This is a genomic window from uncultured Chitinophaga sp. (assembly GCF_937874145.1).
Classification (GTDB): Bacteria; Bacteroidota; Bacteroidia; order Chitinophagales; family Chitinophagaceae; genus Chitinophaga.
In genome coordinates, this window is the sequence record NZ_CALNBI010000274.1 from 1 (window position 1) to 26,643 (window position 26,643).

At 53.8% G+C, this 26,643-nt stretch carries 18 protein-coding genes; 8 read left to right on the plus strand and 10 right to left on the minus strand.

Annotation, left to right across the window (positions count from 1 at the left end; all coding sequences use genetic code 11):
• Positions 1 to 202: hypothetical protein (locus Q0510_RS13535; RefSeq protein ID WP_298712596.1), on the minus strand; the 202-nt coding region annotated here is incomplete at its 3' end.
• A 27-nt stretch (positions 203 to 229) separates the two neighbouring features.
• A complete protein-coding gene (locus Q0510_RS13540; protein ID WP_298712599.1) occupies positions 230 to 988 on the minus strand; it encodes a hypothetical protein in 759 nt (252 codons plus the stop codon).
• Between the two features lie 790 nt (positions 989 to 1,778).
• Here Q0510_RS13540 and Q0510_RS13545 point away from each other — a divergent pair.
• From Q0510_RS13545 to Q0510_RS13565, 5 genes are all read left to right on the plus strand, one after another.
• Positions 1,779 to 2,294, plus strand: coding sequence for a hypothetical protein (locus Q0510_RS13545; protein WP_298712602.1), 516 nt, complete (start codon positions 1,779 to 1,781; stop codon positions 2,292 to 2,294).
• Between the two features lie 46 nt (positions 2,295 to 2,340).
• Positions 2,341 to 3,429: a metallophosphoesterase gene (locus Q0510_RS13550; protein WP_298712606.1), complete on the plus strand. Its 1,089-nt coding sequence runs from the start codon at positions 2,341 to 2,343 to the stop codon at positions 3,427 to 3,429.
• A gap of 996 nt (positions 3,430 to 4,425) precedes the next feature.
• Entirely contained in the window at positions 4,426 to 6,894 is a 2,469-nt protein-coding gene (locus Q0510_RS13555) for a T9SS type A sorting domain-containing protein (protein WP_298712611.1), read from the plus strand.
• A gap of 99 nt (positions 6,895 to 6,993) precedes the next feature.
• Complete coding sequence (locus tag Q0510_RS13560) at positions 6,994 to 8,154, plus strand: helix-turn-helix domain-containing protein (protein WP_298712614.1); 1,161 nt, start codon at positions 6,994 to 6,996, stop codon at positions 8,152 to 8,154.
• A gap of 71 nt (positions 8,155 to 8,225) precedes the next feature.
• The gene (locus Q0510_RS13565; protein ID WP_298712618.1) at positions 8,226 to 8,861 is read left to right on the plus strand and encodes a DUF2306 domain-containing protein; all 636 of its coding nucleotides are present in this window, start codon (positions 8,226 to 8,228) and stop codon (positions 8,859 to 8,861) included.
• On the opposite strand, the gene Q0510_RS13570 is transcribed toward Q0510_RS13565, so the two are convergent.
• A complete protein-coding gene (locus tag Q0510_RS13570; protein WP_298712621.1) occupies positions 8,818 to 10,701 on the minus strand; it encodes a serine hydrolase in 1,884 nt (627 codons plus the stop codon). The genes Q0510_RS13565 and Q0510_RS13570 overlap by 44 nt on opposite strands.
• 183 nt (positions 10,702 to 10,884) lie before the next feature.
• Entirely contained in the window at positions 10,885 to 11,460 is a 576-nt protein-coding gene (locus Q0510_RS13575; protein ID WP_298712624.1) for a collagen-like protein, read from the minus strand.
• A gap of 191 nt (positions 11,461 to 11,651) precedes the next feature.
• Here Q0510_RS13575 and Q0510_RS13580 point away from each other — a divergent pair, with 191 nt between their 5' ends.
• From Q0510_RS13580 to Q0510_RS13590, 3 genes are all read left to right on the plus strand, one after another.
• Positions 11,652 to 12,527, plus strand: a complete 876-nt coding sequence (locus Q0510_RS13580) for a helix-turn-helix domain-containing protein (RefSeq protein WP_298712627.1) — start codon at positions 11,652 to 11,654, stop codon at positions 12,525 to 12,527.
• A gap of 80 nt (positions 12,528 to 12,607) precedes the next feature.
• Entirely contained in the window at positions 12,608 to 13,024 is a 417-nt protein-coding gene (locus tag Q0510_RS13585; protein WP_298712629.1) for a hypothetical protein, read from the plus strand.
• A 166-nt stretch (positions 13,025 to 13,190) separates the two neighbouring features.
• Positions 13,191 to 14,246: an NAD(P)-dependent alcohol dehydrogenase gene (locus Q0510_RS13590; protein ID WP_298712631.1), complete on the plus strand. Its 1,056-nt coding sequence runs from the start codon at positions 13,191 to 13,193 to the stop codon at positions 14,244 to 14,246.
• 81 nt (positions 14,247 to 14,327) lie between these two features.
• Here Q0510_RS13590 and Q0510_RS13595 read toward each other — a convergent pair whose 3' ends face one another.
• From Q0510_RS13595 to Q0510_RS13620, 6 genes are all read right to left on the minus strand, one after another.
• On the minus strand, positions 14,328 to 15,608 hold the full coding sequence (locus Q0510_RS13595; protein WP_298712633.1) for an efflux RND transporter periplasmic adaptor subunit: 1,281 nt from the start codon (positions 15,606 to 15,608) through the stop codon (positions 14,328 to 14,330).
• Between the two features lie 21 nt (positions 15,609 to 15,629).
• Entirely contained in the window at positions 15,630 to 19,955 is a 4,326-nt protein-coding gene (locus Q0510_RS13600) for a CusA/CzcA family heavy metal efflux RND transporter (protein ID WP_298712636.1), read from the minus strand.
• A gap of 226 nt (positions 19,956 to 20,181) precedes the next feature.
• Positions 20,182 to 20,502, minus strand: coding sequence for a DUF6660 family protein (locus Q0510_RS13605; protein WP_298712638.1), 321 nt, complete (start codon positions 20,500 to 20,502; stop codon positions 20,182 to 20,184).
• A gap of 180 nt (positions 20,503 to 20,682) precedes the next feature.
• A complete protein-coding gene (locus Q0510_RS13610; protein ID WP_298712641.1) occupies positions 20,683 to 24,396 on the minus strand; it encodes a glycosyltransferase family 2 protein in 3,714 nt (1,237 codons plus the stop codon).
• Entirely contained in the window at positions 24,393 to 25,730 is a 1,338-nt protein-coding gene (locus Q0510_RS13615) for a glycoside hydrolase family 2 TIM barrel-domain containing protein (protein WP_298712644.1), read from the minus strand. The genes Q0510_RS13610 and Q0510_RS13615 overlap by 4 nt, the downstream gene beginning before the upstream one ends.
• 55 nt (positions 25,731 to 25,785) lie before the next feature.
• The coding region (locus Q0510_RS13620) for a DUF4886 domain-containing protein (protein WP_298712647.1) at positions 25,786 to 26,643 on the minus strand (858 nt) is incomplete at its 5' end.

Here is a 26,643-nt window from a genome sequence, read left to right on the forward strand (position 1 = left end):
CCTTTTTCACCGCAGCCTGGCTAATTCCGGCCATGACCGTTCCGGTGATCGCCATTTCCCGGATGATCTCGTTGATGGCTTCCGGAAAGTCGCACGGCGTACCTGATACGCAGGCGCTGATCACGACCATCAGCAGCCCGATCGTGCGGACCTTCTGGAAGAAAGGAGGCGTCGGGGCGATCAGCCTTTCGGCTATTTTCATACGCTTCACTTTACGGGTTAAAAAAAATCACACCGCGCTGGAAACGAGCACCAGCGACAGGGCATTATACGCACCGTTGCGCAGGGGGTACGTGACGCCGTTTACCTGCTGGAAGAACTCGATTCCGACAGCCAGGAAGAGCGGTTTGCTACTGACAGGGGGAACGGTTGCGGTGAGCGTCATGAGCGCAGTCGGATTGGTGTCGATCGCAGTTTCGCCAGAAGAACCGAGATCCACGACGAAGGTTTCCGCCTCAAAATCAACCTCAACCCCGGCGACGTTGATCTTGTAGTGCGTGGCGCCCGCCGGCGCAGCGATCATGTTCATCGGTACGAACGAAGGGATAGTCACGGACAGCTCGCCGGTTGCGCGATCAATTGACGAGGTGAAAGGTGCGTACAGGGTAGAGCCCAGGCGTCCGGACTGGTTGAACTCGAAGCCCTGCAACAGCTCAGCTTCCCCGTCGATGACATTCCGCTGGCCACGAGGGCTGGTTGCATCTGCGCGGATAACTTTCACGAACTCGCGGGTGAGGCGGCCGCTCATGTACGAATCGTTGATGCTCAGGAGGAGCGCGCGCAGCGAGGTGCGCAGCAGGCGGCCTGCTTTGCCGGCGCGGCCGAACTCGGAGCCATTTTCACGGGTGCGGGCGAATGCAGGATCTGTTGCAATGCGGTTGCCATCGACACCGCCTTTTTCGCGGGCAAGGTAGCCGGCTTTAGATTTGTAGAAGGTCACATTTCCGATAGTACCTTCTAAGGGCATGATGCCCTTTTGTTTTGCCATTAAAATTGGTTTAGTTCTAAATGGGGCGCTTTGCATAGCCGCGCCCATTGGGCTTTCCATCTGGCCAAGATGCAGTAGTTTTGCACTACAAGAACAAACCTACACCGGCATCCGATCATAGAAAAATTCACATTCCGAAAATGCCGATTACGCACAGATTGGTCCCTCCCCGCATGGTAATCTTCGCCAGGGACATTCAAAACATTACCGGCCGGTCCGAGCGGACGGCACGGCTACTCCTTCAGCGGATTCGTAAAGCAAATGGGAAGAAGGCCGGGCAGTTTGTTTCCGTGGCGGAGTTCTGTCAATACACCGCGTTACCGGAGGCCGAAGTCCGCGTGTACCTGGAGTATTAATGCAGCCGGTTTCAAGGCGGTATAAAGTAGGTATGATGTGCCTAAAATAATTTCCACGCGGTTTGATCTACTTTGTAGTCCTTTTACTATCTTTGTAGGGACAGGATAGTTCTTTGTAAATCAATACATTGTGCGCTATTTGGAGTAGTCGCAAAATCGTTGACATATTATCACAAAACCGACGAAACACAGGTCTGTGAAGCTTTATAGCTGGTCCCAGCGGGATCACAAAGGTACGAGCAATCGTACCTTTTTTCGTTTTAATCTGTCCAGCAGCGCGGGATTCACGAAATAATCAGTACAAGTTTGTTCAAGGATGTTCCAAACGTTCGGTGACCTATTCGGTGACCTGCTATCAGGTCGTAAATTAGGTCCCCTACTGGATGATCGATTCAGCAGTTTTAGGCATTTCGTAACCTAATAACGTGAATGAGATGAAAGTAAATGAACATCTTTCCATTCTCTTCTTACTGGTGATGAAAAAATCGGATAAGCAAAACCGGGCACCTATTTGGGCCAGAATTACCATCGATGGCCTGCGCTCGGAAATTTCCCTCGCCCCAAATTACCAGACTGGAACATGTACGGAATGTCTTCCAGTTCGCCTGCTTCACAGGCTATTCTTTCAACGAATTATTGAAGTTAAAGCGGGAAATGATATTTGTCGGGAACGATGGCAAACGTTGGGTGAAAATTCAACGTCAGAAAAACGGGTAATCCGGAATGCTTGCCGCTTCTGCCCGCCACTTGTAGCCGGAATTGTTTATTATTATGCAGAGGATCCATATTATCTCGTCAACGACGTCCTGTTACCTGTCAAATCCTATCCCAATTATAACGGTTACTTGAAAGAAGTGCAGGACTGCGCGGTATTTTCACCGAGCTCACTACGCACGTGGCCCGGTACCGAATTTAACCACAAGAAAACATGCTCTGTTGCAGGCCTGTAAAAATAAAGTTAATTTACCTCTGCAAAAAGCGCTTAATTCACTTTCCATGATACTACAGAGATTCTCCCGCAGCTTGCGTCCGGCATTGCTGCTGCTAGCCATGCTGCTAACGCTTTCCGCGGGCGCACAGCAAAAGTACACCGCGCCTGCCCTGAGCCAGGCAGACTCCTGGTCTATGATATTGGTGCCAGATCCGCAGACGTACAACAAGTTCAGCCGCAACCAGCCGCTGTTTGAGCTGATGACTCAGTGGATAGCTGAAAACATCGATTTCCTGAAAATTAAACTGGTGCTCTGCACCGGAGACCTGGTGGAACAGAATGAGTTCATCAACCCGGATGGAAAGGTGGGCAACCAGCCCAGTAAAAAACAATGGGAAGCCGCAGCCCGTGCATTCGGCCACCTGGATGCAAAGGTGCCTTACATTGCGGCAACAGGCAATCACGACTATGGGTATAGCAGCGCAGAAGTACGTATTACCCGATACAACGAATATTTTCCGGTAGACAAAAACTTCCTAACGCAAAAAATGCTACGCGAAGTAACGCTCAACGGGCAGGACATTCCTACCATGGAAAACGCCGTGTTCGAATTCACTTCGCCGCACGGAAAAAAGATGCTGGTGCTGAACCTGGAGTTCGCCCCGCGTGATACGGTGCTGGCGTGGGCGACCGGCGTGGTAAACCTTCCGAAGTATAACGACCACTTTGTGATAGTGCTGACGCATTCCTACCTCAATGCCCAAAACGAGCATATTGTGACCGAGGGGTATAAATTGAAGGACCGTAATTACGGGGCGGCCATTTTTGAAAAGCTGATCAAGCCTTCCAAAAACATCCGCATGGTGTTTGGTGGTCACATCGGTGCGCCGGATAATCCCAAAGCACATATTGCCTTCCGAACGGACCTAAACGCCGCCGGAAAAAAAGTGCACCAGATGGTGTTTAACGCGCAGGCGTTGGGCGGTGGCTGGTTCGGCAACGGCGGCGATGGGTGGCTCCGCATCCTTGAATTTACGGCTGCCAATACCGTAAAGGTGCGCACCTTTTCTCCCCTGTTTGCCATTTCTCCTATTACGCAACAGTTTGCGTGGAGAACTGAGGCACATGACCAGTTTGAGATACTTCTCGATTAACGCTTGTTCTGGAATCGCCCGCATCGGGAGAATATTGGTTCATGTCGACCTGGCCCTTGAAGCCGTTTAAAAGCTTCTTGAGAATCATATTTTTGAGAATCAAGCGGAAGAAATCGCATTTTAAAAGAAATAAACCCTAAAAGCCGCGCAGATCGCATGATTGGCGCGGCTTTTCGTTTTTTTTCGGGTGTTGTGATGCCATGTTAATGCACTCCAAATGATGACATTTTCGTTGACATGTTTTTAATGTATCAAGTTAAATTCCTGGTGATTCATGTGCTTTTTGAATCCCCTATTCTAACTGGAAAATGATGTAATACCCGTTAATGAATGCCGGATGAATTGCGCAAGTCTTCCAGGTTTCGAAAACTTCTAATCCTGCTCGAAATTACCGGTATTGCCGAATTCGTAAAAGTAGCGCCCCGCAACACACCGCACCATCCGTTGCCGGCGCACTCCCGCGAAATGGTTTATGCTGCCGGCCGGAGGGCAATCATACCACGGGAATAGCATCCTGCCATAACAGCCGGATTTTGTTGTATTATATTCACTATCAAATCTTAAGTAACCTCATGTGCACGGCAGTCCTTTCTTCCGCAAGGCAACGCCGTGGGCGGTACGCACGATTCCCCACATTTATACGCCCGTTCCCTGGTATCACATCCGGCACATCTACACATCGTCTCCGCATCAAGTCCACGTGCTCCTTCCCCGCCCCGGCATCGCCGCTGCGGTCCTTTCCCGGGTTCTCTTCATATCGCCTGCATGATATGGCCGTGTTGTTTGCCATTTCTTCCCACAAACTTTAAACTTAATCCGCGACAAAGAAATTCATGTTTATCCGGACGAAAAGTATCTGGTTAGGTATTTGCTTCATCGAAACTGGAAGGATTCTACTGATTTAAGTAATAGCGGCGCGTTTTGAGGCGCTGTATTTTTGTTTGTCCCACCAATGTCCGTATCCTTTATTGAAAACCATGATTAACCTCTTCCTATATGAAAAAATGCTACACACTATTGCTGTTGCTTTGCACCGGCCAACTCTCCTATTCCCAGATCAGGATCTTCGTTACAACGCCCGTAGGCGGGCAACATGTGCCCGGTGAGTTCTATTTGGCAGGCACCGTCCGGTGGTCTGCCGGGAACATCGTGTCGGTGACGGCCACAGCCGGCGGCGTCACCAGCAACATGAATATCAGCGTTTTGCCGAATTTCAGCGGAACGGTGTCGTTAGGGAACGCCGCGCCGGGCATCGTGCCGGTTAAAGTGTCAGCCAAAGACGTTCCGGGAAACGTTAAAGACACCGTCATCAACGTTTTCTTCGATCCGCCGCCGCGGGTGGTGATCGATTCTACCGTCACCAACGGCATTGCACGGCCCTGGTTGCGCATTAAGGCCCGCGGGATCGACAACGGCCCGGTGAAGGCGATCCGGGTGATGTTCGAAGGCAAACCCGTAGATTTTCCCGGTTCGTCGATCGACACATCGCTCGATGCGTCGGTCTTCAACAACTCCCAACTCATCATCGGCGCCGTAGACACGCTTGACCAGGTGAGTTACATTGACCTTTCCTACGTACTCCAGACCAGTAGCGGCTTCAAACTGGCTTACAGGGCGCCGCTGGGTTCAGAAATATTGGATTCCCGGCACGGAAAGATATTTGCGGTTTCTCCCGACAAACTACATCTTATCGATACGTTAACCAAGGCAATGGTCTCCCAACCGTTCCGGTCGTCGGGCGGTGTAATGGGCCTGCCTGCCTGGATCACTTCGCGCGGCGTTTATTTTAAAGACCTCAATTATTACGGGGAGCTGTTTGCCTGGAAACCCGGCAGCACGCCCGTAATGCTGGAAAATGCGACGAAACTGGCGGCATTTGGCGGCGATGCCGTGGCATGGACCGTAGATTACGGAGACACGCTATTCTACCAGGCCAATATCGACGCCCCCATTCAACAGGTGGCCACCGGTGTACAAGCGTTGTCTATCGACCGGGACGGTACGTTGTTTTATTCGCGGGATGCAGACCATACCCTCAACCGCTTCGCCAACGGCACGGCAGCGGTAATTTACACCGATCCCATCAACAGCTGGGCCACTTATTGGATGGAGGCAGACCGAGGGCAAATCGCGTTTTGGGCACAAAACTCTGTAGGCGCCGAGCACCTGCGGCTGTACAACAACGGTTCGGCGCCGCTGGTCCAACGGGTAGACCATATGCTTTATTTCGGGCCGGAAAAAGCGGTAGTCGATAGTGGCCGCCTGGCCTGGATGAACTACACCACCCTGGATCCGAAATGGCCCGTAGGTATGTACCTGAAGCTGCCCGGTGATACGCCGCGCGTTATTTACGACGCTTACCTGACCAACAGCGTTGGCCCGCTGGCGATAGACAAACGGAATGGCGTGCTGATCCGCGTGGGCAACAGGTACCTGATCGATTACGTGCCTGCCAAGGGCGGCAGGCGCACGCTGGGGGCCGGTTGGACGAAATTCTACGACAACGACGGCAAGTGGTTCGTTTCCCAACGCAATGCGCTCTTCCGGCTCGATACCACGGCCAACAATAACTTCGCCGCCGCCAACCGGACGGTGGCCGTACGCTATAAGACGCCGAAATATTTCAGCGCAAAAGAATTCGCATCGATGTACAGCGGCCCGGGCGATGGATTGGGCAGATTGGAGGAAGTCGAGATCACACAGCGCCCGCGTTTCGGAAAGCTGTACCTGGCCAACGGCACGGCCGCGCCCGGCAGGCTCAAACGGTTCCAGCTGGATAGCCTTTACTACCTGCCCATCGTGGGGCAAGTGGGCGCCGATACCGTGCGGTGGCGCGGGCACAGCGGTACGGATTGGTCCAACATCGCCGCGCTCACGCTCATCACCTATCCCGAACTGCACTTCCCGCCGCGCATCGAAGGCCTGGATTCCAGTTATGCGGCAACGGTTACGACAGACAGGATCCGCATCCTCAACATGCCCATCAAACAATGGCGCACACAAACCATCGTTACGCTCGACGGTACCTCGCAGCTGGCTGTGGCGAAAGACAGTACGTTTACCATCCACCCCTCAGCTTACGCACCTGGCTATCATTACCTGCGCATCCAGTTCCGCCACCCGCTCGATTCCGTTTCTATGCAGGTGCGGTTCAGCGTGACGGCGCCGCTGGCCCAACCGCAGAGCCTGGCCCTCGCGCAGGATAAATTGCCGGAAACGCCGTCGCTCAAAGCCTATCCCAATCCATTCTCCGGCCAGCTCAACGTGCAGGGCTTGCAAGCAAACAGGCGTTACCGGCTTTCGTTGCACAATTCGACAGGTCAGGCCATGTCCAGCAGAATCGTGGAAGGCCAACAAACGGCCATCATCGCCGGTAGCACGCTGGCGCCGGGGATATATTTCCTTCGGATATTCGACGTGAAGCTGGGCAAAGAAGTTGAAGTACTGCAGGTAATAAAGATGTGAGGCGCGTGGCGCAGACGATCTGCCTGAACGCGCTTTAATCAAAAAAATCTATTTTTAATTATTACGATACCCGTTGAGCCAGCGTAAAATTAAAAATAGATGTTTCACATTACAGGAATAGTCATCTCTTTATTTCTTGCATTGCTACTTTTCACTAAAAAAGGAAAAGCAACTGCCGATTATATTTTAGCGATATGGTTAGCCGTGATTTCTTTCCATTTATTGGAATATTACATATTGGTTTCCGGCACTTATCTTGAAATTCCATATTTCCTGGGCCTTGAAATTCCATTGCCGCTTGTTCATGGTCCTTTTCTTTATATGTACGTCGCGGCTTTAACCGATCAAAACAAAATAAAGCAGTCCTGGTATTTCCATTTCATTCCTGCAGCTGCTGCCTACCTTTTATTGACAGGTTTTTATCTCCGGCCTTCCGTGGAAAAGATCCATATTTATGAAAATAACGGGCTTGGCTATGAAAAGCTTGTCTCATTCATACGCCTTCCCATTATACCTTCCGGTGTAGCTTACGTGTGCTTATCGTTAATCACATTAAAGAAACACCGCGCAAATATCGCAACGAAATTTTCGTATTCAGAGAAGATCAACCTCGACTGGCTGGTTTACCTGACAATTGGAATTAGCGCCATCTGGCTGTCTATTATATTTGGAAATGATATATCCACCTTCCTGCTGGTCGATTTGTTTATCCTGTTTATTGGATATTTCGGAATAAAACAGGTCGGCATTTTTACCAATAGCATGGCGAATGGACAATTGATGGGTACCGATATGGCAATAATCGCTGATTATGAAGAAGTTAAAGATCCTGAACTTAACAGCAAGACTGTTGAAGGAGAAAGAACGAAATACCAGAAAACCACCATCGGGAATGAACTGATGTCAAAAATCCACCGGGAGCTAACGGTGCTAATGCAAACTGAGGAGCTTTTTAAAGATCCCGAACTAAAGCTGGACCAATTAGCAGCGCGGTTGGATGTTCAAAGCAATACGTTGTCACAGGTAATTAACTCAAAGGAGCAAAGGAATTTCTACGACTATATCAACGATTTCCGCGTTAGAGAATTCCAGCGGATAGTTGTATTGCCTGAAAACAGCAAATTTACCCTCCTTTCCCTTGCCTTCGAAGTCGGGTTCAACTCCAAGACCTCGTTCAACCGGAATTTCAAGAAGGTCACGGGCCTGTCTCCACGAGAATTCTGTCAGAAAGAGAAGATACAAATAGGCAAGCAGGAGTAAACGAAAGGTGCCACCTTACCTTTTGGAGCGCCCAGGAACTGCATACCTGCGTTCTTTGCGCTTAAAAACAGATGGTGAAGAAATTATCCTGGATGTTATTGGCCGCCTTGTCGGTAGTTATAGGGCTTTACCCGGGCCTGTTCTTTTTGGGCGAAAAGAAGGTGGGGATATTGAAGATCAAGCCCGAAGCACTTTTTCTAAACCTATTCTGGCATATAAGCTTTTACGTGCATATCATCTCCGGCGGGATTGCCCTGCTCGTTGGATGGATGCAGTTCAGCCCCAACATCAGGAAAAAAAGTATAGCGTTTCACAGGCACACCGGCAAGTTATATGTAACGGCTGTGCTATTCAGTTCGCTAACAGGTTTCCATATCGCTTTTTACGCGACGGCAGGCCTTCCGGCAGCTTTGGGCTTTATGAGTTTGAGTTGTATATGGTTTTATACAACTTTAATAGCATATATCAGCATCAGGAATGGGCAGGTGGCACGTCATAGAAATATGATGATTTATAGCTATGCCTGCTGCTTTGCCGCAGTTGCATTAAGGCTTTGGATGCCATTCCTGGTTCCGCTTTTCGGAAGTTTCAAGACCGCCTATATCGTCGTATCCTGGTGGTGTTGGGTGCCGAATTTGATCGTCGCTTACGGGCTAACCCGGGTTACAGTGCCCAAATCCTTATACCGATCAGACCGTGGATCATGAGCAGGCCTGCCAGGTAGCACAACAAGGCTGTATTGACCGCCAGGGCCCCTTTTATCCATTTGCTGCGCATTTCATGGCGCTGTTTGAACAGCAACCAGGCCCCGAGGACCGTCAACACCCCGAATGCCGCAGTGCAGAGGAAGATCGTCAAAGTTGCCGGGTTGATCGTCGTGAATGCGGCTTTATCGATATCGTCGGTGGTACTGAGCAATTTGTAAGCGACCGGGAGTGCCGCCACCGCCAGCGCCGGCGCGAGAAAAACACCCGCGATTTTCCATGAAGCCTTTCTGAAAGTAGCGAGCAATGTGTAAACAGGAAGGGCCAATATCGAAATGACCAGGGCCACCAGGCATGCGTACAGCATGATCTTTTGCAGCGTAACGGGCCATTTCGCCCCTCGGGTGAAAAATGCACCGCCGCGTCCCTGGAAGAACGGCACTCCGGCATCGTCTTTCCCGAGTACATAAGCGGGTATAATATCCCCGCTGGCCCTGAATAGTGAATTTCCGGCGTGGATCAGTGTGTCCGTTTGGCCGTTGGCTTTTGCCAGGATCAATTTGTTGCCGGAGAAAGTCAGGTGAAAACCATTGAGGAATTTTTCGTGAAAATTCCACATGTCAGAGCGCGGATTCGTGTACCTGTAGTACCCCTCATAAGATTTGAACCGGGAAAGATCTTCGTTTATGACAGGCAAATCAGGTTTTCCGAACGGCGCGGTCAGGAATTTTTCAATCAGGACCGATACCGGCCACAGATTGCGGCCGCTGTTGTTGGAAATGGCATAAGCGATACCGGCCTCCCGGTTATAGAATATCCACGATCCGAAACCTTCGCCTTTCCCGTTATGCCCGCGGAAAGTGATTTTTGGATTGTTGGGAAACAGGTCCAGGCCGAGCGAGTAACCGGTTTGCAGCCCATGCCTGGCAGCAAGCGTGCTGTGAACGGTTTCCATGTCGCGCAGGTCGGTCTCGTCCAACCAATTGCCCGGCACCGTTTTCCAACTATTGAGCAAGTGCCGGAGGAAGCGGGCCATATCGCCCGCATTGGACACCAGTGCGCTGGATGCCCCGTTGCCGCCGGGCGGATAAAAGGGGAACGGGATGTATTGCCCGCCGTCATAGTAATACCCGGTGGCATATCCCGGCTGGCGTTTCCCGTCAAGGTCATAAGCGCTGGCATCCATACCCAGCGGCCGGAATACTTTTTCCGCAATGTAGCTTTGCCAGGGCATTCCAGACATTTTCTCGATCAAATATCCAAGCACCACATAACCGTTATTGGAATAGGAGAATTTTTCTCCGGGCGCCCACCTCGACCGGAGCGAGCTTTCCACGAAATGAACTGCATCTATGCCTTGGATCAATCGCCCGGTTGTATTGACCATCTGGTTCAGGTATACGTCGTCGAATCCGGTCGTATGTTCCAGCAAATGAATGACCCGGACGGGGTGGCTTTCTTCCCACCGATTTTGAAAGGGGATCTCCGGCGCGATGGCAGCGATCCGGTCATCGAGCCGCAATTTACCTTCGGATACCAGTTTTTGAATGCCCAGCGCGGTGAAGGTTTTGGTAATGGAAGCCAGGTGGAACAAGGTTGTGCTGTCCACTTTTTTACCGGAAGAAACGTCGCTGATACCGATGCCGCCCGCATAGATGATGCTGTCCTTTGTGACGATGGAAATCATAAGCCCAGGCATCCGTTCACGTTGTATCGTTTCGCTCAGCGCATGCAACAGGGAGTCCAGACCGTTACGGGTATAACTGGTTGTCGTTTGAGCGAGGCTATTGACCGTAAAACATAAGAGCATCAACAGGCAATAGATCCGGGGGGATATTTTCATAGACAATTACATGTTTACATGCAGAGATGCAGAACGCTGGAATTTCCATAATAATTTCCAAAGCGAATGGCGGTGGTTGGTAAGTTTTAGGTGGATAAACGTTTAAAGCGCATCAGCCATCAGAAAAAACAAAAGCGCAGTGATGGCACCGCGCTATTGTTTTGTAATGGGAATTACGACCAGTTAGTCCTTAAGCCCCAGGTATACTTTAACGGCATTATAATCATTCCAGTTAACATCACTGCCGGCTTTGCGGGCCACCGTGCCGCCGGGGACGATCATGTAGCGGTACTGCAGGTATTTTTTACCGTTGGCGGTGTACGTACTGCCATCCACGTTGGATTCGATGGCCAGTGTGCCCGTATACGCCACATATCGGATGATGATCCCGTTTTCCTGTACATAGGGCAATGGCGCGATGGTCGGGTCCGAAGCGTCATTAAAGTTGACGTATAATTTCACGTCTGCGGTTGCCAGCAATGGCATGGTTAATTTCGGTGCATCAATATCGGCATAATAGCCTATCGTGTCAACGGTTCCGCCGGCAGTGTGAATGGTGTCCGCTTCATATTTGACATCCAGCCAATCGGAGTAAATGATGCCGTTGGTGCCAGGGGCTCCGGGATCTCCCTTGTCGCCTTTATCGCCTTTTTCACCAGCGGTGCCGGCAGGTCCGGTGTCTCCATCCTTGCCGCAGGCGTTCACCAGGAATACAGCGGATGTCAATAAGATCAGCATTGAGAATTGGGATAATTTCATCTTGTTGAGGTTTTTTTTAAACGGAACAAAATAGGTAAATCTACCTGCTTATTTTCAACGATTTTCAGCTTCTTCTACCCTAAATTCCGCTTTTACCATGTACGAATTGCCGGAAACCGCCATGGCGCCTGCATAACGGCTGGCAGAATGCCCTTCGGGCTGTTTTGATTTGATTTCCTTAATTTTGCAGCATGGATAGTACAACACGCTCCGTTTCAGTTTATAATAGCGAACTGAAGCTGAAAGGCTTCAACGCCTTCCAGATCGGGCGCGACGGGAACGCCACCCGGATCTACAGCAGGAAGGATTTCTACAAGATCTGCCTCACCACCGGCAAAAGCAAGATCCACTACGCCGACCGGAGCTTCGACATGGACGGGACGATCCTGTTCTTCGGGAACCCGCATGTCCCCTACTCCTGGGGAACCCTGTCCACCACCTACGTCGGTTACACCTGCCTGTTTTCGGAAGATTTTCTGCAGCGCGGCGACCGCTCCGAAACCCTCCAGCAATCGCCCCTTTTCAAGATCGGCGGCACGCCCGTACTGCGGATCAACGAAGATCAACGCCAGTACCTGAACAGCATCTTCATCAAGATGATCGAAGAACAACAATCGGAATATGCCTTCAAAGACGACCTGATCCGCAACTACATCCACCTCATTATCCACGAAGCCCTCAAGCTCCGGCCCTCCGAAAATTTCGACCAGCACAACAACGCCCTATCCCGCATCGCCGCCGTGTTCCTGGAATTGCTGGAAAGACAGTTCCCGGTGGAGTCCGCCGACCGCCCGCTCGCGTTGCGCACGGCCGCTGATTACGCGAAATCCCTTTCCGTACACGTCAATTACCTCAACCGCGCCGCCAAGGAAGTAACCGGCAAATCCACCTCCACCCTCATCGGCGAACGTATCGTCACCGAAGCCAAGGCCCTTCTCCAGCATACCAGCTGGAACGTCGCGGATATCGCCTACGCCCTTGGTTATGAATATCCTACGTACTTCAATAATTTCTTCAAAAAGATGACGGGCACCAATCCTTCCGCCTTCCGGGAAAAGTTGGTTTGATTTTCTTAATGATTGTATTGATTTTCGTTAGCGGGAACTGACCGTCCTGGCGGACCTTTGTGCGGTAAACACACATCGCCATGCACCAGGGAACCAATATTTTTGAAAGGGATAAGTCCGGTGTGGTAATCCGCCCCGATGATCCGGACTACCCGCAACTTTTCGCCGTGATCCGCAAAGCCATGCGAACCACCGCCGAGCTGAATGCGCTGGTTACGGACGATCCGCAGCTGATCCGGGAGGTTTTCAGCAAGCTGGTCAATTATACGGTGGACGATTCCTTCTTCCTCATCCCGCCTTTCTATTCCGATTTCGGAGAAAATATACAGATCGGTAAGAATGTGTTTGTCAACCATGCCTGTACGTTTATGGACCGGGGCGGCATTACCCTGGAAGATGACGTGCTGATCGGTGACTTGTACGACAGAACCGATCTCATCCCGTTCGATAAGCTGCAGGCCTTTTTTCAGCAGTACCTCGATGTAGCGGCTAATTAGCCGGCAGAACAAACTACCCGGCCGATTGTTGATGTTGAAGGCTTACGTAGCCTTTGGTTTTGAATTCTCTTTATCTTGATTTGATTTATGCAATAATTGATTTGATTCATATAAAAAGCATTGTCCGTTCACCTCCTATTTTTGATTTTTAAAACATAATTACGCAATGAATACGATCGCAGTAAAAGCTTATGGAACGCAAGCCGCGGAAGCGCCGCTGGACCAGATGGGGATCAACCGCCGCGAAGTAACGCCGCATGATGTGGAAATAGACATCCTGTTTTGCGGCGTGTGCCACTCCGACCTGCATACCGCGCGGAATGAATGGCACTTCACCATGTACCCCTGCGTGCCCGGCCATGAAATCGTTGGGAAAGTAACCAAAGTAGGCGCCCACGTCAGCAAGTTCAAAGTTGGCGATATCGTTGGCGTCGGCTGTATGGTGGATTCCTGCCGGGAATGTGAGTACTGCAAAGACGACCTGGAGCAGTTTTGTGAAAAAGGTAATGTGCAAACCTATAACGGCCCCGACAAGTTCCAGGGTGGCCACACCTTCGGCGGATATTCGGAAAAAGTGGTGGTAGACGAACATTTCGTGCTCCGTATTCCCGAAAACCTCGATCCCGCCGCCGCAGCGCCTCTGTTATGCGCCGGCATCACCACCTATTCTCCCCTCCGCCACTGGAATGTGGGCCCGGGGAAGAAAGTCGGGATCGTTGGCATCGGGGGCCTCGGGCACATGGGCATCAAGATCGCCAGGGCGATGGGCGCGCATGTAGTGGCTTTCACGACGTCGGAATCGAAGTTCGCGGAAGCGAAGCGCCTCGGGGCAGATGAAGTAGTGTTGTCCAAAGACGATCAGCAGATGGCCGCCTTCCAGGGGAAACTGCATTTCATCCTCGATTGCGTATCGGCCCAGCACGATATCAATGCCTACCTGAACCTGTTGCGCGTAGATGGCTCCCTGGCGCTGGTGGGCGCACCGGAGCATCCGCTGCCGGTTGCCGCATTCAGTGTCATCATGGGCCGGAAGAGCTTCGCGGGTTCCATGATCGGCGGCATCGCCGAAACGCAGGAAATGCTCGATTTCTGCGGGCAACACGATATCGTTTCCGACATCGAAATGATCGATATCCGCCAGATCAATGAAGCATATGAGCGGTTGCTGAAAAGCGACGTCAAATACCGCTTCGTCATCGATATGGCGACTTTGAAGCAATAATCCCGCGCTTCAGATAATTCATTTGCTGCCATGCCACCGTTTTCGTGGCATGGCAGTTATGTTTAGGAAGACAGGTGCGGTTTAATGCTGATGCCCCCCGGTATTGGTTTGTTTGGCCAGGATGAAAAACGCCCCTTTCACCACCACCCGCGCGCCGGCAGGAATTTCCTTCAGCGGGGTGATTTCCGTATATCCCACATCCGTCGTGCCCTTCGCCACGGCGATCCGTTCGAAAGTCAGGCCGTTGGCCGGAGCGGCTTTCTCCTGCTCCTTGTGGTCATGCGGCTCAGTCGCGTCGTGGTCATGCTTTTCGCCGTTTTCGTCGTGATGTTCATGTTCGGCGTGTGCGTCGGTAACGATGAAAATGTAGTCCTGTCCCTGGTGGCTGACCAGCGCTTCCGTAGGCACGGCGGGCACAACGGCTTTTTCCAGGCTGATGAGGGCGGTAATGCCCATCCCGTCGATCAGGCCTGACTTATCACCTTTCACCATCGCGTGAACGCTTACGGCTTTGCTTTCGCCTTCGAAAGTGGATCCCAGCGAGAAGATTTCCGCATCGTATTCTTTCCCGGGATTGTTGGTAAGGGTGAAGTGGATGAGCTGGCCTTTCTTCAGTTTGGGCAGGTCTTTTTCAAAAACGAACAAATCCAGGTGCAGCTGGCTGTTGTCTACCACCTCCGCCACCGGCGTATTCACATCCACCGCGCTGCCGAGGTTCACGGAAATATTGCTGACAACGCCGTTGATGGGACTGCGCAGGCTGATCACGGAAATCAGTTTGCCGGTAGTGAGGTTATCGGTGTTGATGCCCATCAGCCCGATCTGTTCTTTCAGCGCGGCGCGGCGGGTGCGCAGCTCGGATAGTGAGGATTCCGCGGCCTGGAGGTTTTTCAGGGCGCCGGCGTTACCGCTCGTCAGTTCCTGCTGGCGGGTAAGTTCCTGTTGCGCCAGCTGGATTTTGGGCTGGATGGCGAGGAATTCTTCCTGCAACAGCAGGAACTGCGGATTGGCAATCGTCGCAATCACCTGGCCTTTCGAAACGGTATTTCCCGTCTGGATCAGCAGGGACCTGATCATGCCGCTGTAGATGGAATTGATAGTCGCCCTGTTCTGATTCGGTACTTTCAGCACGCCGTTTGCTCTCAGGGAAGCGGTCAGCTGCTTGCTTTCGATCTTCCCCAGCCGGACGCCGATACTCTTCATTTGTTCGCTGGTGAGCGAAGCCGTGCTTTCATTTACATGCTCATGCGCATGCGCTTCCTCCCCGGCTTCGGCCGATTGTTCCTGTCCGCCTTTGCCGGCACAGGAAATGAAGGTGGCTGCAAGCGAAAAATAAGCGAGGAAAATCAATATTCTGTTCATCTGCTTCGGATTGAGTGGATATTATTGATTGATGAAATAGTTATAGGTAATAACAGACTGATTGTAGGTATTCAGGTTGTCGAGGTAATTGCGCTGGATGTCGATTGCCTGGGAAAGGAACTGTGATAACTCCGCAAAACTGATCTCACCGGCGCGGTAAGCCAATGTAGCGGCTTTCAGGATCTCTTCCGCCTGGCGGAGCCCCGTCGTTTCATAGAATTGCAGCAGGCTGGCATTCTTCTCCACTTCTTTCCGGGCATTGGTGCGCTGGGTGTTGAACACCTGCAGATTGTAGGCGTACTGCTTTTCCTGGACGCTGGTTTCCGCCTGTGCTACACGCACCTTGTTTTTATAGGACCCGGCGCCCAGCAGCGGGATCGACGCGGTTACGGAAAAGCCGGTAAAGGGATCGTTCAAACCATACAGGCGCTGGCTGAAGAACCTGCCTGAGAATTCCGGCATGTTCTCGTTCCGCGCCACGGCCACGCCGGCCTGCGCAATCGACACGTTCTGTCGTTCCAGCTGGAGAACGGGATGCAGGCTGCCGGCCAGGAATGGCGGAAGCGGCAGCTTCTCCAGCGGGTCCGCTACGGGAAGCGTCGTTTCTTCCGTATTCAAAACCTGGCGCAGGAGCTCCTGCTGCATTTGGATATCCTTGTCCGCTTGCGCGATTTGCGCTTTCAGCTCTTTCAGCCTTACGATGGCGGCGATGCTGTCGAGGCCGGGACTGTCGCCTGTTTTCACTTTCAGCCGTGCCGCATCGGAAAGCGTCTGGTAAATACTGTCGAGCCGCTGGAAGAGTGCGCGTTTGTCCTGCAGGAACCATAATTGATAATAAACGCTCCGCACGTCCCTTTTCACGCCGGCATCGATCACGGCGGCGTTGGCCTGCGCGTATTTCAGCTGTTCGCCATACAGTTTTTTCTGCGATGAATACAGTCCCGGCCAGGCAATGCCCTGGGAAACGCCGATTTTCAGGATGCCGGTTTTGTCGCTGGGGCGGTAATCTTCGTTTTCGGCGAATATCCCCGTTTTAGGCAGCAGGCTGGCGGTTTTGACCTGCGCTTTCCCTTTGCCGATCATCTCCTGCCCCACCGCATATTGCAGGTTGCCTTTGGCCGACTGCATGACTTCGGCGATGGTGGCGCGCTTGCCCGGCGCTTCCTGAGCGCTGGCGCCCATGCTGAACAAAGAAACGGCCGGGATCAGGAGGATCATGGTTGCGGAGGGCTTCAGCTTCATGCCGCCGCCTTTCCCGGAAAACAGGATGTACAGCAGGGGCAATACGATCAATGTGAGGAATGTAGCCGATACGAGCCCGCCGATTACAACGGTGGCCAGCGGCTTCTGCACTTCCGCCCCCGCGCCGGTAGACAGCGCCATGGGTATAAAGCCGAACGAAGCCACGGTAGCTGTCATCAAAACCGGACGGAGCCTTATTTTGGTGCCCTCGAGCACACGGGCGATCACATCTTTCATACCTTCTTTTTCGAGTTGATTGAATGTGCTGATCAGTACGATGCCATTCAGTACCGCCACGCCGAACAACGCGATAAAACCCACGCCGGCGGAAATGCTGAATGGCATGCTGCGCAGTAACAGCGCCAATACCCCGCCGATGGCGCTCATGGGAATAGCGGTGAATATCAATGCCGCTTCTTTAAACGATCCGAATGTAAAGTAGAGCAGCATAAAGATCAGGGCCAGCGATACCGGTACGGCGATGCTCAGCCTGGCGGTGGCTTCCTGCAGGTTTTCGAAAGTGCCGCCGTAGGTCAGGTAGTAACCGGTGGGCAGCAGCCTGGCGGCGGAAAGTTTTTCCTGTATTTCTTCTACCACGCTTTCCACATCCCGGCCGCGCACGTTAAAACCAACCACGATCCGGCGCTTGCCTTCTTCCCGGCTGATCTGCGCGGGCCCTTCCTTGATGGCGACCGTGGCGATCTGGTCGAGCGGGATCTGGTTGCCGTCGGGCAATGCGATGAAGAGGTTGCTGACGTCTTCCATGGAAGAGCGGTTGGCACTGTCAAGCCGCACCACCAGGTCGAATTTTCTTTCGTTTTCAAAAACCACGCTGGCGGCCTTTCCGGCGAATGCTGTGCTGACGGTATTGTTGATGTCTGAAATATTGAGTCCGTATCCCGCGATCTTCGCGCGGTCATAGGTAACGGTGATCTGCGGAAGCCCGGTCGTGCGTTCGATCTGCGGCGCAGTGGCGCCTTTCACGCCCTGTACAACGGCTGCCACTTTGGGTGCGAGCATGGCCAGCGTATCGATATTTTCGCCGAATATTTTGATGGCCACATCCTGGCGCACCCCTGTCATCAGTTCATTGAACCGCATCTGGATGGGCTGCGACGCTTCGAAGAAAACGCCGGGGATCACCTCCAGTTTTTCCAGCATGCGTTCCGCCAGTTCCGCATAACTTTCATCGGAATCCCATTCCTTCTGCGGCTTGAGGGTGATGATCAGGTCGGAAGCTTCCGGCGGCATGGGGTCTGTCGGCACCTCCGCGGTACCGGTTTTGCCCACCACCATTTTAACTTCCGGGAACGATTTGATGATCCTGCTGGCTTGCATGGATGTTTCAATGCTTTGCGACAGCGACGAGCCCTGGGGCAGGATGCAATGGAAGGCATAATCGCCTTCCTGGAGCTGCGGGATGAATTCTCCGCCCATCCGGCTGAATATCAAAATTGTGACCGCCAGCAAAAATACGGCAATGCTGACGACAAGGTATTTGAACCTGATGGCGGCGCGGAGCAGCGGCGCATATTGGCGCTGGAAGAAGTCCATCATCCTGTCTGCGAATGTCCTTTTGGCCGGGAACTTTTTCGGTAAAATTAAAGCAGACATCATTGGGATGTAGGTGAGCGAAAGGATGAGCGCGCCCAGGATGGCGAACCCCACCGTTTGCGCCATAGGGCGGAACATCTTGCCTTCAATTCCCACCAGCGACAGGATAGGAATGTACACGATCAGGATGATGATCTCACCGAATGCGGCGCTGTTCCGGATTTTGGTTGCCGACTGGAATACTTCCTCATCCATCTCCGCCTGCGTCATCCTCACCTGCGATTTCCGTAACCCGAGATGGTGCATCGTCGCTTCCACGATGATCACCGCGCCGTCAACGATGAGCCCGAAGTCGATGGCGCCCAGGCTCATGAGGTTGGCGCTGACGCCGAAAAGGTTCATCATCCCCAGTGCAAACAGCATGGACAATGGAATGGCCGAAGCTACGATCAAACCGGCGCGCATGTTCCCGAGGAAGATCACCAGTACGAAAATTACGATGAGCGCTCCTTCGATCAGGTTGGTTTTTACGGTATTGATCGCGCGGTCCACGAGCCCCGTGCGGTCGGAATACGCTTCGATTTCAATGTCTGCCGGCAGGGAAGATTGGATGGTTTTCATCTTTTCCTTTACCCTCGCCACCACTTCCGCGCTGTTGGCGCCTTTCAGCATCATCACGATGCCGCCGACGGCTTCTTTGTCGCCGTTGTACGTGAGTGCGCCGTAACGTACCGCGCTGCCGAGGCGGACTTCCGCCACATTTTTGATCAGTACGGGGATGCCGTTGGTATTCTTCACAACGATATTGCCAATGTCTTCCAGGTTGGTAACGAGCCCGATCCCGCGGATGAAATATGCGTTCGGTTTTTTGTCGATATAAGCGCCGCCGGTGTTTTCATTGTTGGCCTGCAGTGCGGTGAATATTTCCGGGATGCTGACGTTCAGCGCTTTCAGGCGCGCCGGGTTCACCGCTACTTCATATTGCTTTACCAGGCCGCCGAAGCTGTTTACTTCTGCGATGCCGGGCGTACCATAGAGCTGGCGGGCTACGATCCAGTCCTGCATGGTGCGCAGGTCCATGGCGGAGTATTTTTCTTCGCTGCCTTTTTTGGGGTGGATGATATATTGATATATTTCCCCGAGGCCGGTGCTCACCGGCGCCAGTTCAGGCCTTCCCATGCCGGATGGGATCTTTTCTTCCGCTTCCTTCAACTTTTCGTTGATCAGCTGGCGGGCGAAATATATATCGATGTCGTCATGAAAAACGACGGTGATCACTGACAGCCCGAACCGGGATATAGACCGCATTTCTTCCAGGTTGGGAAGGTTGGCCAGGCTTTGCTCGACCGGGTAAGTGATCAGCTGTTCCACTTCCTGGGATGCAAGCGTAGGGGCGCGTGTGATGATCTGGACCTGGTTGTTGGTGATGTCGGGCACCGCGTCGACCGGCAGCCGGCCGGCACTCCAAATGCCCCAGGCCACCAACGCCAGCGTCATCAAACCAATAATCAGTTTATTCCTGATGGAAAAGCTAATGATTCTGCTTAGCATGTAAGTACGAATGGTTAGTTATGATAATTGAAGTAACGGCGCACCGTTCCGCCTGGGTAAGCGGCGTTGCGAAGAATTAACGCGCAGCGGTATGGAAGAAATACATACCAAAATGCACACGTTCTTCCGCATTCCATACCGAAACAGGTAATGGCGGCGGATTACGACGGCAACGCTTTCGGGTGCAGCACAATTAAAAGGTAAACGGCAGCCGGAATGGCTGGAATTAAACGAGTTGGGGAGGTTGGAAGATGGGGAAAGCCTGTTCCGGATAGGAATGGCTGTGAAAGCTGTTGTAAGCGGATAAAGATGCAGGTAATGAAAGATCGACACTCACATGTTGGTGTACAAACGTCACCACCGAACAGCAGGAACACACGCATAACGGCGAACAGGCATCGCTGTGATGGCTGTGGTGATTGTCGGCCCGCTCCTGGACGGAGCTGTAATGATCATGCGAATCCGTACCGCCTAAGCCCTGGTCTGCACAAGGAATGCAGCTGAGGATGAGCAGGAGGATGGATAATATGATGGTGGCATATCGCATGGCAACAAAAATATCGAATTCCGGATGAATTAAACGCGGATATACATAGGAAAATTAATGAAGGCGTGTTGCATTTAAGTATGCATAAGGTTGAATATCAGATTACTGCCGCAAGTTTTTGCAGAGAAGCTTTTCCTGATGATTGCAGTGTGTTGCGGGCATGCCGCAGTGATCCGCGTTTCAGAATAACGGCGTATGCAGCGTACTGAAATCCGTTGATACGCTGCCGTCTTTCGCGGCTTCCAGGTACAACAAGTAATGCACAGGCTGTTCCGGGATATTGAGCGTAACGGAGCTCCCTTCTCCCAGCTGCTGTATGCGGATTGGATGGCCGTAGCCGTCGGTTTGAACAAGGTACCATTCGAACCGCAGCTGGTCTGTTTCGGGTAGCGAAAAACGCCAGCCGTTGCCGGTGCTGACGAGCGCATTGTATGTCAGCTCGCTGCCGGGAAGCGTTGTGCGCGACGGCCGCAGGATTTTTACTTTCGGCAGAGGTGCCGGCGCGGGCGACCGGCCCCATAATCCGTTCAGCAGGTGCAGCTCTTTCTTGTGCCGTCCCTGGAGGTCGGTGAGGCCGTTGAACGAAACGAAATTGCGCGTTTCGAGATCCTGCCAGTTGGTGAGGAACGCCGGTGTTGGCGGTAGTTTGGCGAACGCGTCAACCGGCATCCTGTTGATGAATAAAAGGGTATTGCCGGCCAGCATGCGGCTGAGCCCGCTGGTATCGCCGGTGGCTTCTATGCCGAATGCATCTATCGCGGGCAATTGCTGCCGGAGCCAGGGCATGCTGCCCGGAAAGCCGGGGCGCATATGCAGGTCGGTTGTCACCAGCCTGGAAGAATCCGTTGCCTTGATGGCCGCCGCGAGGCCCTCCAGCCATTGCAGGTAACGCTGCTGCTGGTAAAGCAGCGCCGGCTTGAAATGATATTGCGCGAGCACCTGCCAGGCGTTGTTCCCCAGGTGCCAGGCCGTGATCGTTGTATCGTTGCGCCGCCTGGCCACGGTGGCGAGTATACGTTCCTGCATCCGCTCTAGCGCCCGCCCGTCTTTGTCCATATCCGTCACATCCGGCAGCCAGAACCCGTAATGCACGCGGATACCACGGCTGCCCGCTTCCGCCAGCACATTGCGGTCGTAGACGCCGGGCCCGTACCGGCGGATGGTGTTGACGCCCAGCTGCTGCATTTGCGCCATGTCGCTGGCGGTTTGCCGGCGCGTAAGCACATGCCTGTTACCGAACCATTCTTCCCCTTTCTGGTAAAACAACCCGCGCATGCTGTCAGGCAATACGTGGTGGGCGGTAGCGCCCCGCGCCCTTGCTTCCTGGATAACAGGCGCGGCGGCCGGCACCGGGCCATGGAGCCGCGGGTAATTTTTCAGCGATGTCAATATTTGCTCAGGTTGGCGGATCGCCCAGTCGATATATTTCGAAGTATCGCCCGCGGGCAAATGGGTGTCATGTGCGGTATTGAAAAATACCTGGGCCTGGATCTCGGGGAAAAGCATGCTGATGTCCCGGAACGCATCGCTGAGCCAGCGTGCCTGGCCGCCGGCATCCGCCGCGGAGCCCATTTCCGCAACCATCACCGGCAACCCGGACCGGAAAAGCGGCAGGCGGTGGAAAGGTGCATACAGCTCCTGGAAAGCATACCACTCGCCGCCGCCATGCCCCGGCCCGTAGTTGAGGATGGTGACGCCTATCCAGTCCACGAATGCATTACCGGGGAAATAAGCACCGGCATTGGCTGCCTTCCAGGGATTCCATACCCAGATCGCATTTGCCGCACCGCGCTTTTGGAAAAGCGTGTGCACGTATTGCCAGGCCGCCTTGTATTCTTCCGGGGTATTGCCGCCGGAAGGCGACCAGGGATAGGCGGGATTGTCCGGCTCATGCGCAAAACGCAGGAACAAAGGCCGGTTCAATGCTTTTACTTCATCCGCGAACCGTTCCAGGTAGCCGTCAAAAATGCCCGTCGGGATTAAGGACATCACTTTCTGCTCCTGCCCCAGCCCGTCGATGCTGTGCCCGAAGCGCGACCGCCAGGGTTCCCAGGTGATCATCGGCACCGAACCGCTGTTGTAAACGGCCGCCAGGGTGTCTGGCAGCAGGTGTTCCGGTCCGTTGCCCCATGCGATGTACATCGATGTCAGCTGCATGCGTGGCATGCCCTGGCCCGACGGATTATAAGCCCCGGAATAAAAAACACTCTGCCTGGGAGCAGGTTGGATCTCAGCGACGCCCTGCCGCCCGGTGGCCAGCCACCAGCTCAGTACGATAGCTCCCAGCAACAAAGGCAGTCCAAGTTTACGGATGCCGCTATACAAATGAATGTGACGGAATAACCAGAATTGTTTCTTCAGCAACAACGGATAAATCAACATCGTTTTCACCCAACCGTACCGGGCGGGGATTTTCCGTAACTGAAGGCTGGCGATGATATTGAATACCATGATCAGGCAGTTGATGCCTGCTATGGCCGCCATGAAAAGCGAATAAGGGTTCCAGTCGGCCTGCAGCCCGTATACGATCGCTGCCAGCGATATCACCAACACCAGGATGTTGGGAATATTCAGCCGCCAGTCGTCGGGCCCTGAATCGTCTTTCGGCGTAGGCAGGTACGGCACTTTTTTCCGGGCGATGGTATAAACGAAGCCGAGCAGGTAGATCCACCAGGTGCCTATAAACAACAATCCGCCCACCACATGGAAGCCACGCTCTTCTTCTTCCATCACCCAGCGCTGCACGTAATGGCGGATCAGCACCACAGAGGCGATTGCCGGCATCGCCAGCAGGGAAAACTCCACCAGGTCGGCCCGGAAAGGGATGTATCCCGTAAACAGCGAAACGACCGGCACGATGAAATTGATAAGAAACACGATCCCGGCAAGATAATGCAGCGGGATGGTGCCGTAATGCAGCCGTTGCAGCCAGGTGAACTGCCGGAACAATTTCGGGTAAGTGGTTACCAGCAATTCAAAAGTCCCCCTCGCCCATTTCAGCTGCTGGGCGTAATACGCGGAAAGCGTGTTAGGCACCAGGCCGCGGGTGAGCACTGCCGGCACGTAGCGCGACTTCCATCCTTTTGCGTGCAAGTGCATGGCGGTATGCATGTCTTCCGCCAGCCCGCTGGCATGCCCACCGATGGAATCCAGCGCTGCCCTGCGGAAAGTACAGTTGGCGCCGATGGCCAGCACGGTGCCGTAGCTGTTCATGGTGCACATGATGGGGCCGTAAAACTGGAACGTTTGCTGGGCCGCGCCTTTGGCGATAAGGCTGTCGCCCAGGTTGCTGTATGCCTGTACGATTTGCACGAAGCCGATGCCTGGATCATTGAAGTGGTGCACCACGGCGTCGAGGAAGCCGGGCGCGGGCACATGGTCGGGGTCCAGCACCACGCAGAGCTCTCCCGTGGCATATTGCAGGGCGTTATTGATGTTCCCGGCCTTGGCGTCTTTCCGGATGCTCCGGGTCACATGCCGCACGCCAAGGCGCGCGCACATTTCTTTCAGGTAGGGATCGTTTGCCTCGTCGCATAACCAGGCGGTATGCGGATATTGCATGGCCCTGATGGCCGTGAGCGTTTCCCCGATCATTTCATACGGCTCGCCGGGGAAGTAGGTCGTCAGCACATCCACCGTAAACGGATGTTGCGCTTTCGGAGCCGCGGGAATGCGGATGGCGGCATAATGGTACCATTCATGCAAAACGGCCAGGCAGTTGAACGTAATGGCAGCCATCAGCACCCAATACATCGGGGCGTAACCGATCTGCGCACGCTTGAACAATACGGCCAGCAACACCACCATGCTGAGGGTCCCCAGCAGGATCATGAGCCTGAGCGTAAACAGTTCCCGCCGCGACGGCGGTGATACCGGTTCCAGTTTTTCCATCATGGCGCGATTACATAAAACGGTGTATTGGCGGATGCAAAGTTGCCGGATGCATCATATGCGGTTACGAATAAACGGTAAGGCCCCTCCTTCGCCGGCGCCCTGAAACGCACCCCGGCGCCTTCCTGCGACAGCAGCAGGCTGTCCGGCGCCGGCGGTTTCAGCGGGTTCACGTAGCCGTAATAACGGATGAACCAATCTTCCGGCAACACTTCCCACTTCAGCCGCAGCGCGCCGATGCCGGGGCGTTCCAGCAGCAGCACGGCGGTATGATCGGTACCGGGGCTGAGCAGGATATTGTCCCTGGCGCCTTTATCGTCGAGCAGCATGTATTGCAGTTCCGGCGCGGCATGTGCGGATTGCTGGCCGGTCCAGATGTACCGCATGGTTTGCACGGCTTCGGAAACTTCGCCTTCCCCGGTGAACATGCTGAACCAGGTATGTGTAACTTCCTGCTTCTGCCCCCAGAAAAACACGCAGGCGCCCAGGAAGCGGGGATTATTCACTGGGATGTAGTCCGTGTACCGCTGTAAATAGTGTTCTGCTTTTTTATTGCTGGTGTTTTCAATGGGAGCGCCCCATGCCGTAGTTTCACTTTCCCAGGGGCCGTTGATGCCCCATTCCGAAATGAGGAACGGGCCATCCCAGAACCAGGCGAATTTTTCCAGGTTGCCGCGCAGATTTTTTAGCTCCCCGAATATATTCATGGAGATCAGGTCCAGCTGCGGAACCTTCCATCGCAGGTTGTAAATATTCCTTCTACTGAAGTTGATGATAGCGGTGGTGACGGGATGATTGGGGTCTCGGGTGTGGATCATGTCCAGCAGGCGGTTGTACACTTTGTAAAACGGGCGGAAACGGGGACTGTAAGGGAAATCCACTTCGTTGCCCAGGCACCACATGAGCAGGGCGGGATGGTGCTTATACCGTTCCACGACTTGCTCATATGCCAGGTACATGGCCGAAACGGCGGCAGTATCCCGGTAGAAATCGAGGTGGCTGCTGATGGGGATCGCCAATCCGCTGATGACGGCGATACCCGCCGCTTCCGCTTCGTCAAGCAATGTCCCCAGCCCCGCCGTGTCCCAGGTACGGATCGTGTTGCCGCCGGCGGCTTTCAGCGCTGCCAGCTGCCCGTTCCCGGCCGCGCCCTTTACGACGAATGGCTGGCCGTCCCTGAATATCGTGTATCTCCCTCCTGACTCCCCGATATAAACCTTGCGCCCGACGGGAGGCGCGGGCGACTGCCTGCAGGCCGTTATGCCGGCGCATAACAGGCCCAGGGAAATAAACAACGCCCGTACGGGAGTCAGATTGGTTTGTGGATGTATTGACATGCGGAATCCGTCGAGCCCTATAAATATAGCGGAAACTTTCCAATTGCAGACGGGATCACAATCCCGCCGCAACTTTCCTGAACTGCCTGGCCATGGGCGCCGGCACGCTTTCCGGTTTGAACTTTACGTGCTTCACCTTGCCGCCGAGCAGCGTCCGGTACCATACCAGGGAGCCCAGGTAGCATCCTGCGGCATTGGCGTGATTGGGGTCAAAGGCGAGCTTGCCGTCGCGCCAGGCGTAGCCGATGTGGAGGGAGTTGGCCTGGTCGGGTAATTGGCCCGGCTGCGGATCGTCGGAGCGGAACGTGGTATCTTTCCGGTACCGCCACCTGCGGCTGGTTTCCATGGCCCTGAAGGCGTCTCCCGTAGGGATGATGCTGAGCTTTAGTTCGTTGGCTACCTGGTGGTAGGCGGCGCGCACATGCCGGTGCATCTCCGCCGCGTCGCGGGCGCGCTCCTCGCCGTGGATCTTTCCGAAAGCTTTCGCGTCGTTGCGGTAAGCCCAGATCTGGTGGATGAAGATCTTCGCGCCGGGTTGCATCGACCGGATCAAGTCCACAAGTTTGCCCGCATAGGGCGCATACGTGGCAGGGTCTCCCGAAAGCAGGGAGTATTGCTGGAGGGTGACGATGTCCCATCGCCCGTCGGCCAGCATCTCGCGGAGCGATTTTCCTTTATAAGCCTTTTCCCCGGATTCCGCCAGCTTCCAATGCCTTTCGAGCGAGCAGCCGCCCAGTTCGGCGCGGCCCAGTTCCAGCTCAATCCCGCCTTCTTTCGCCAGTTGCGGCAGATATGCGGCGGCGTTTTGGGAGAAGCTGTTGCCGACGATGAGGAACGCGGCGAACTGGGAATGCACTACACCAGTGTTCCCAATATCCTGAAGGTCTTGAATCCGCTGTTCCTTGATGACTTG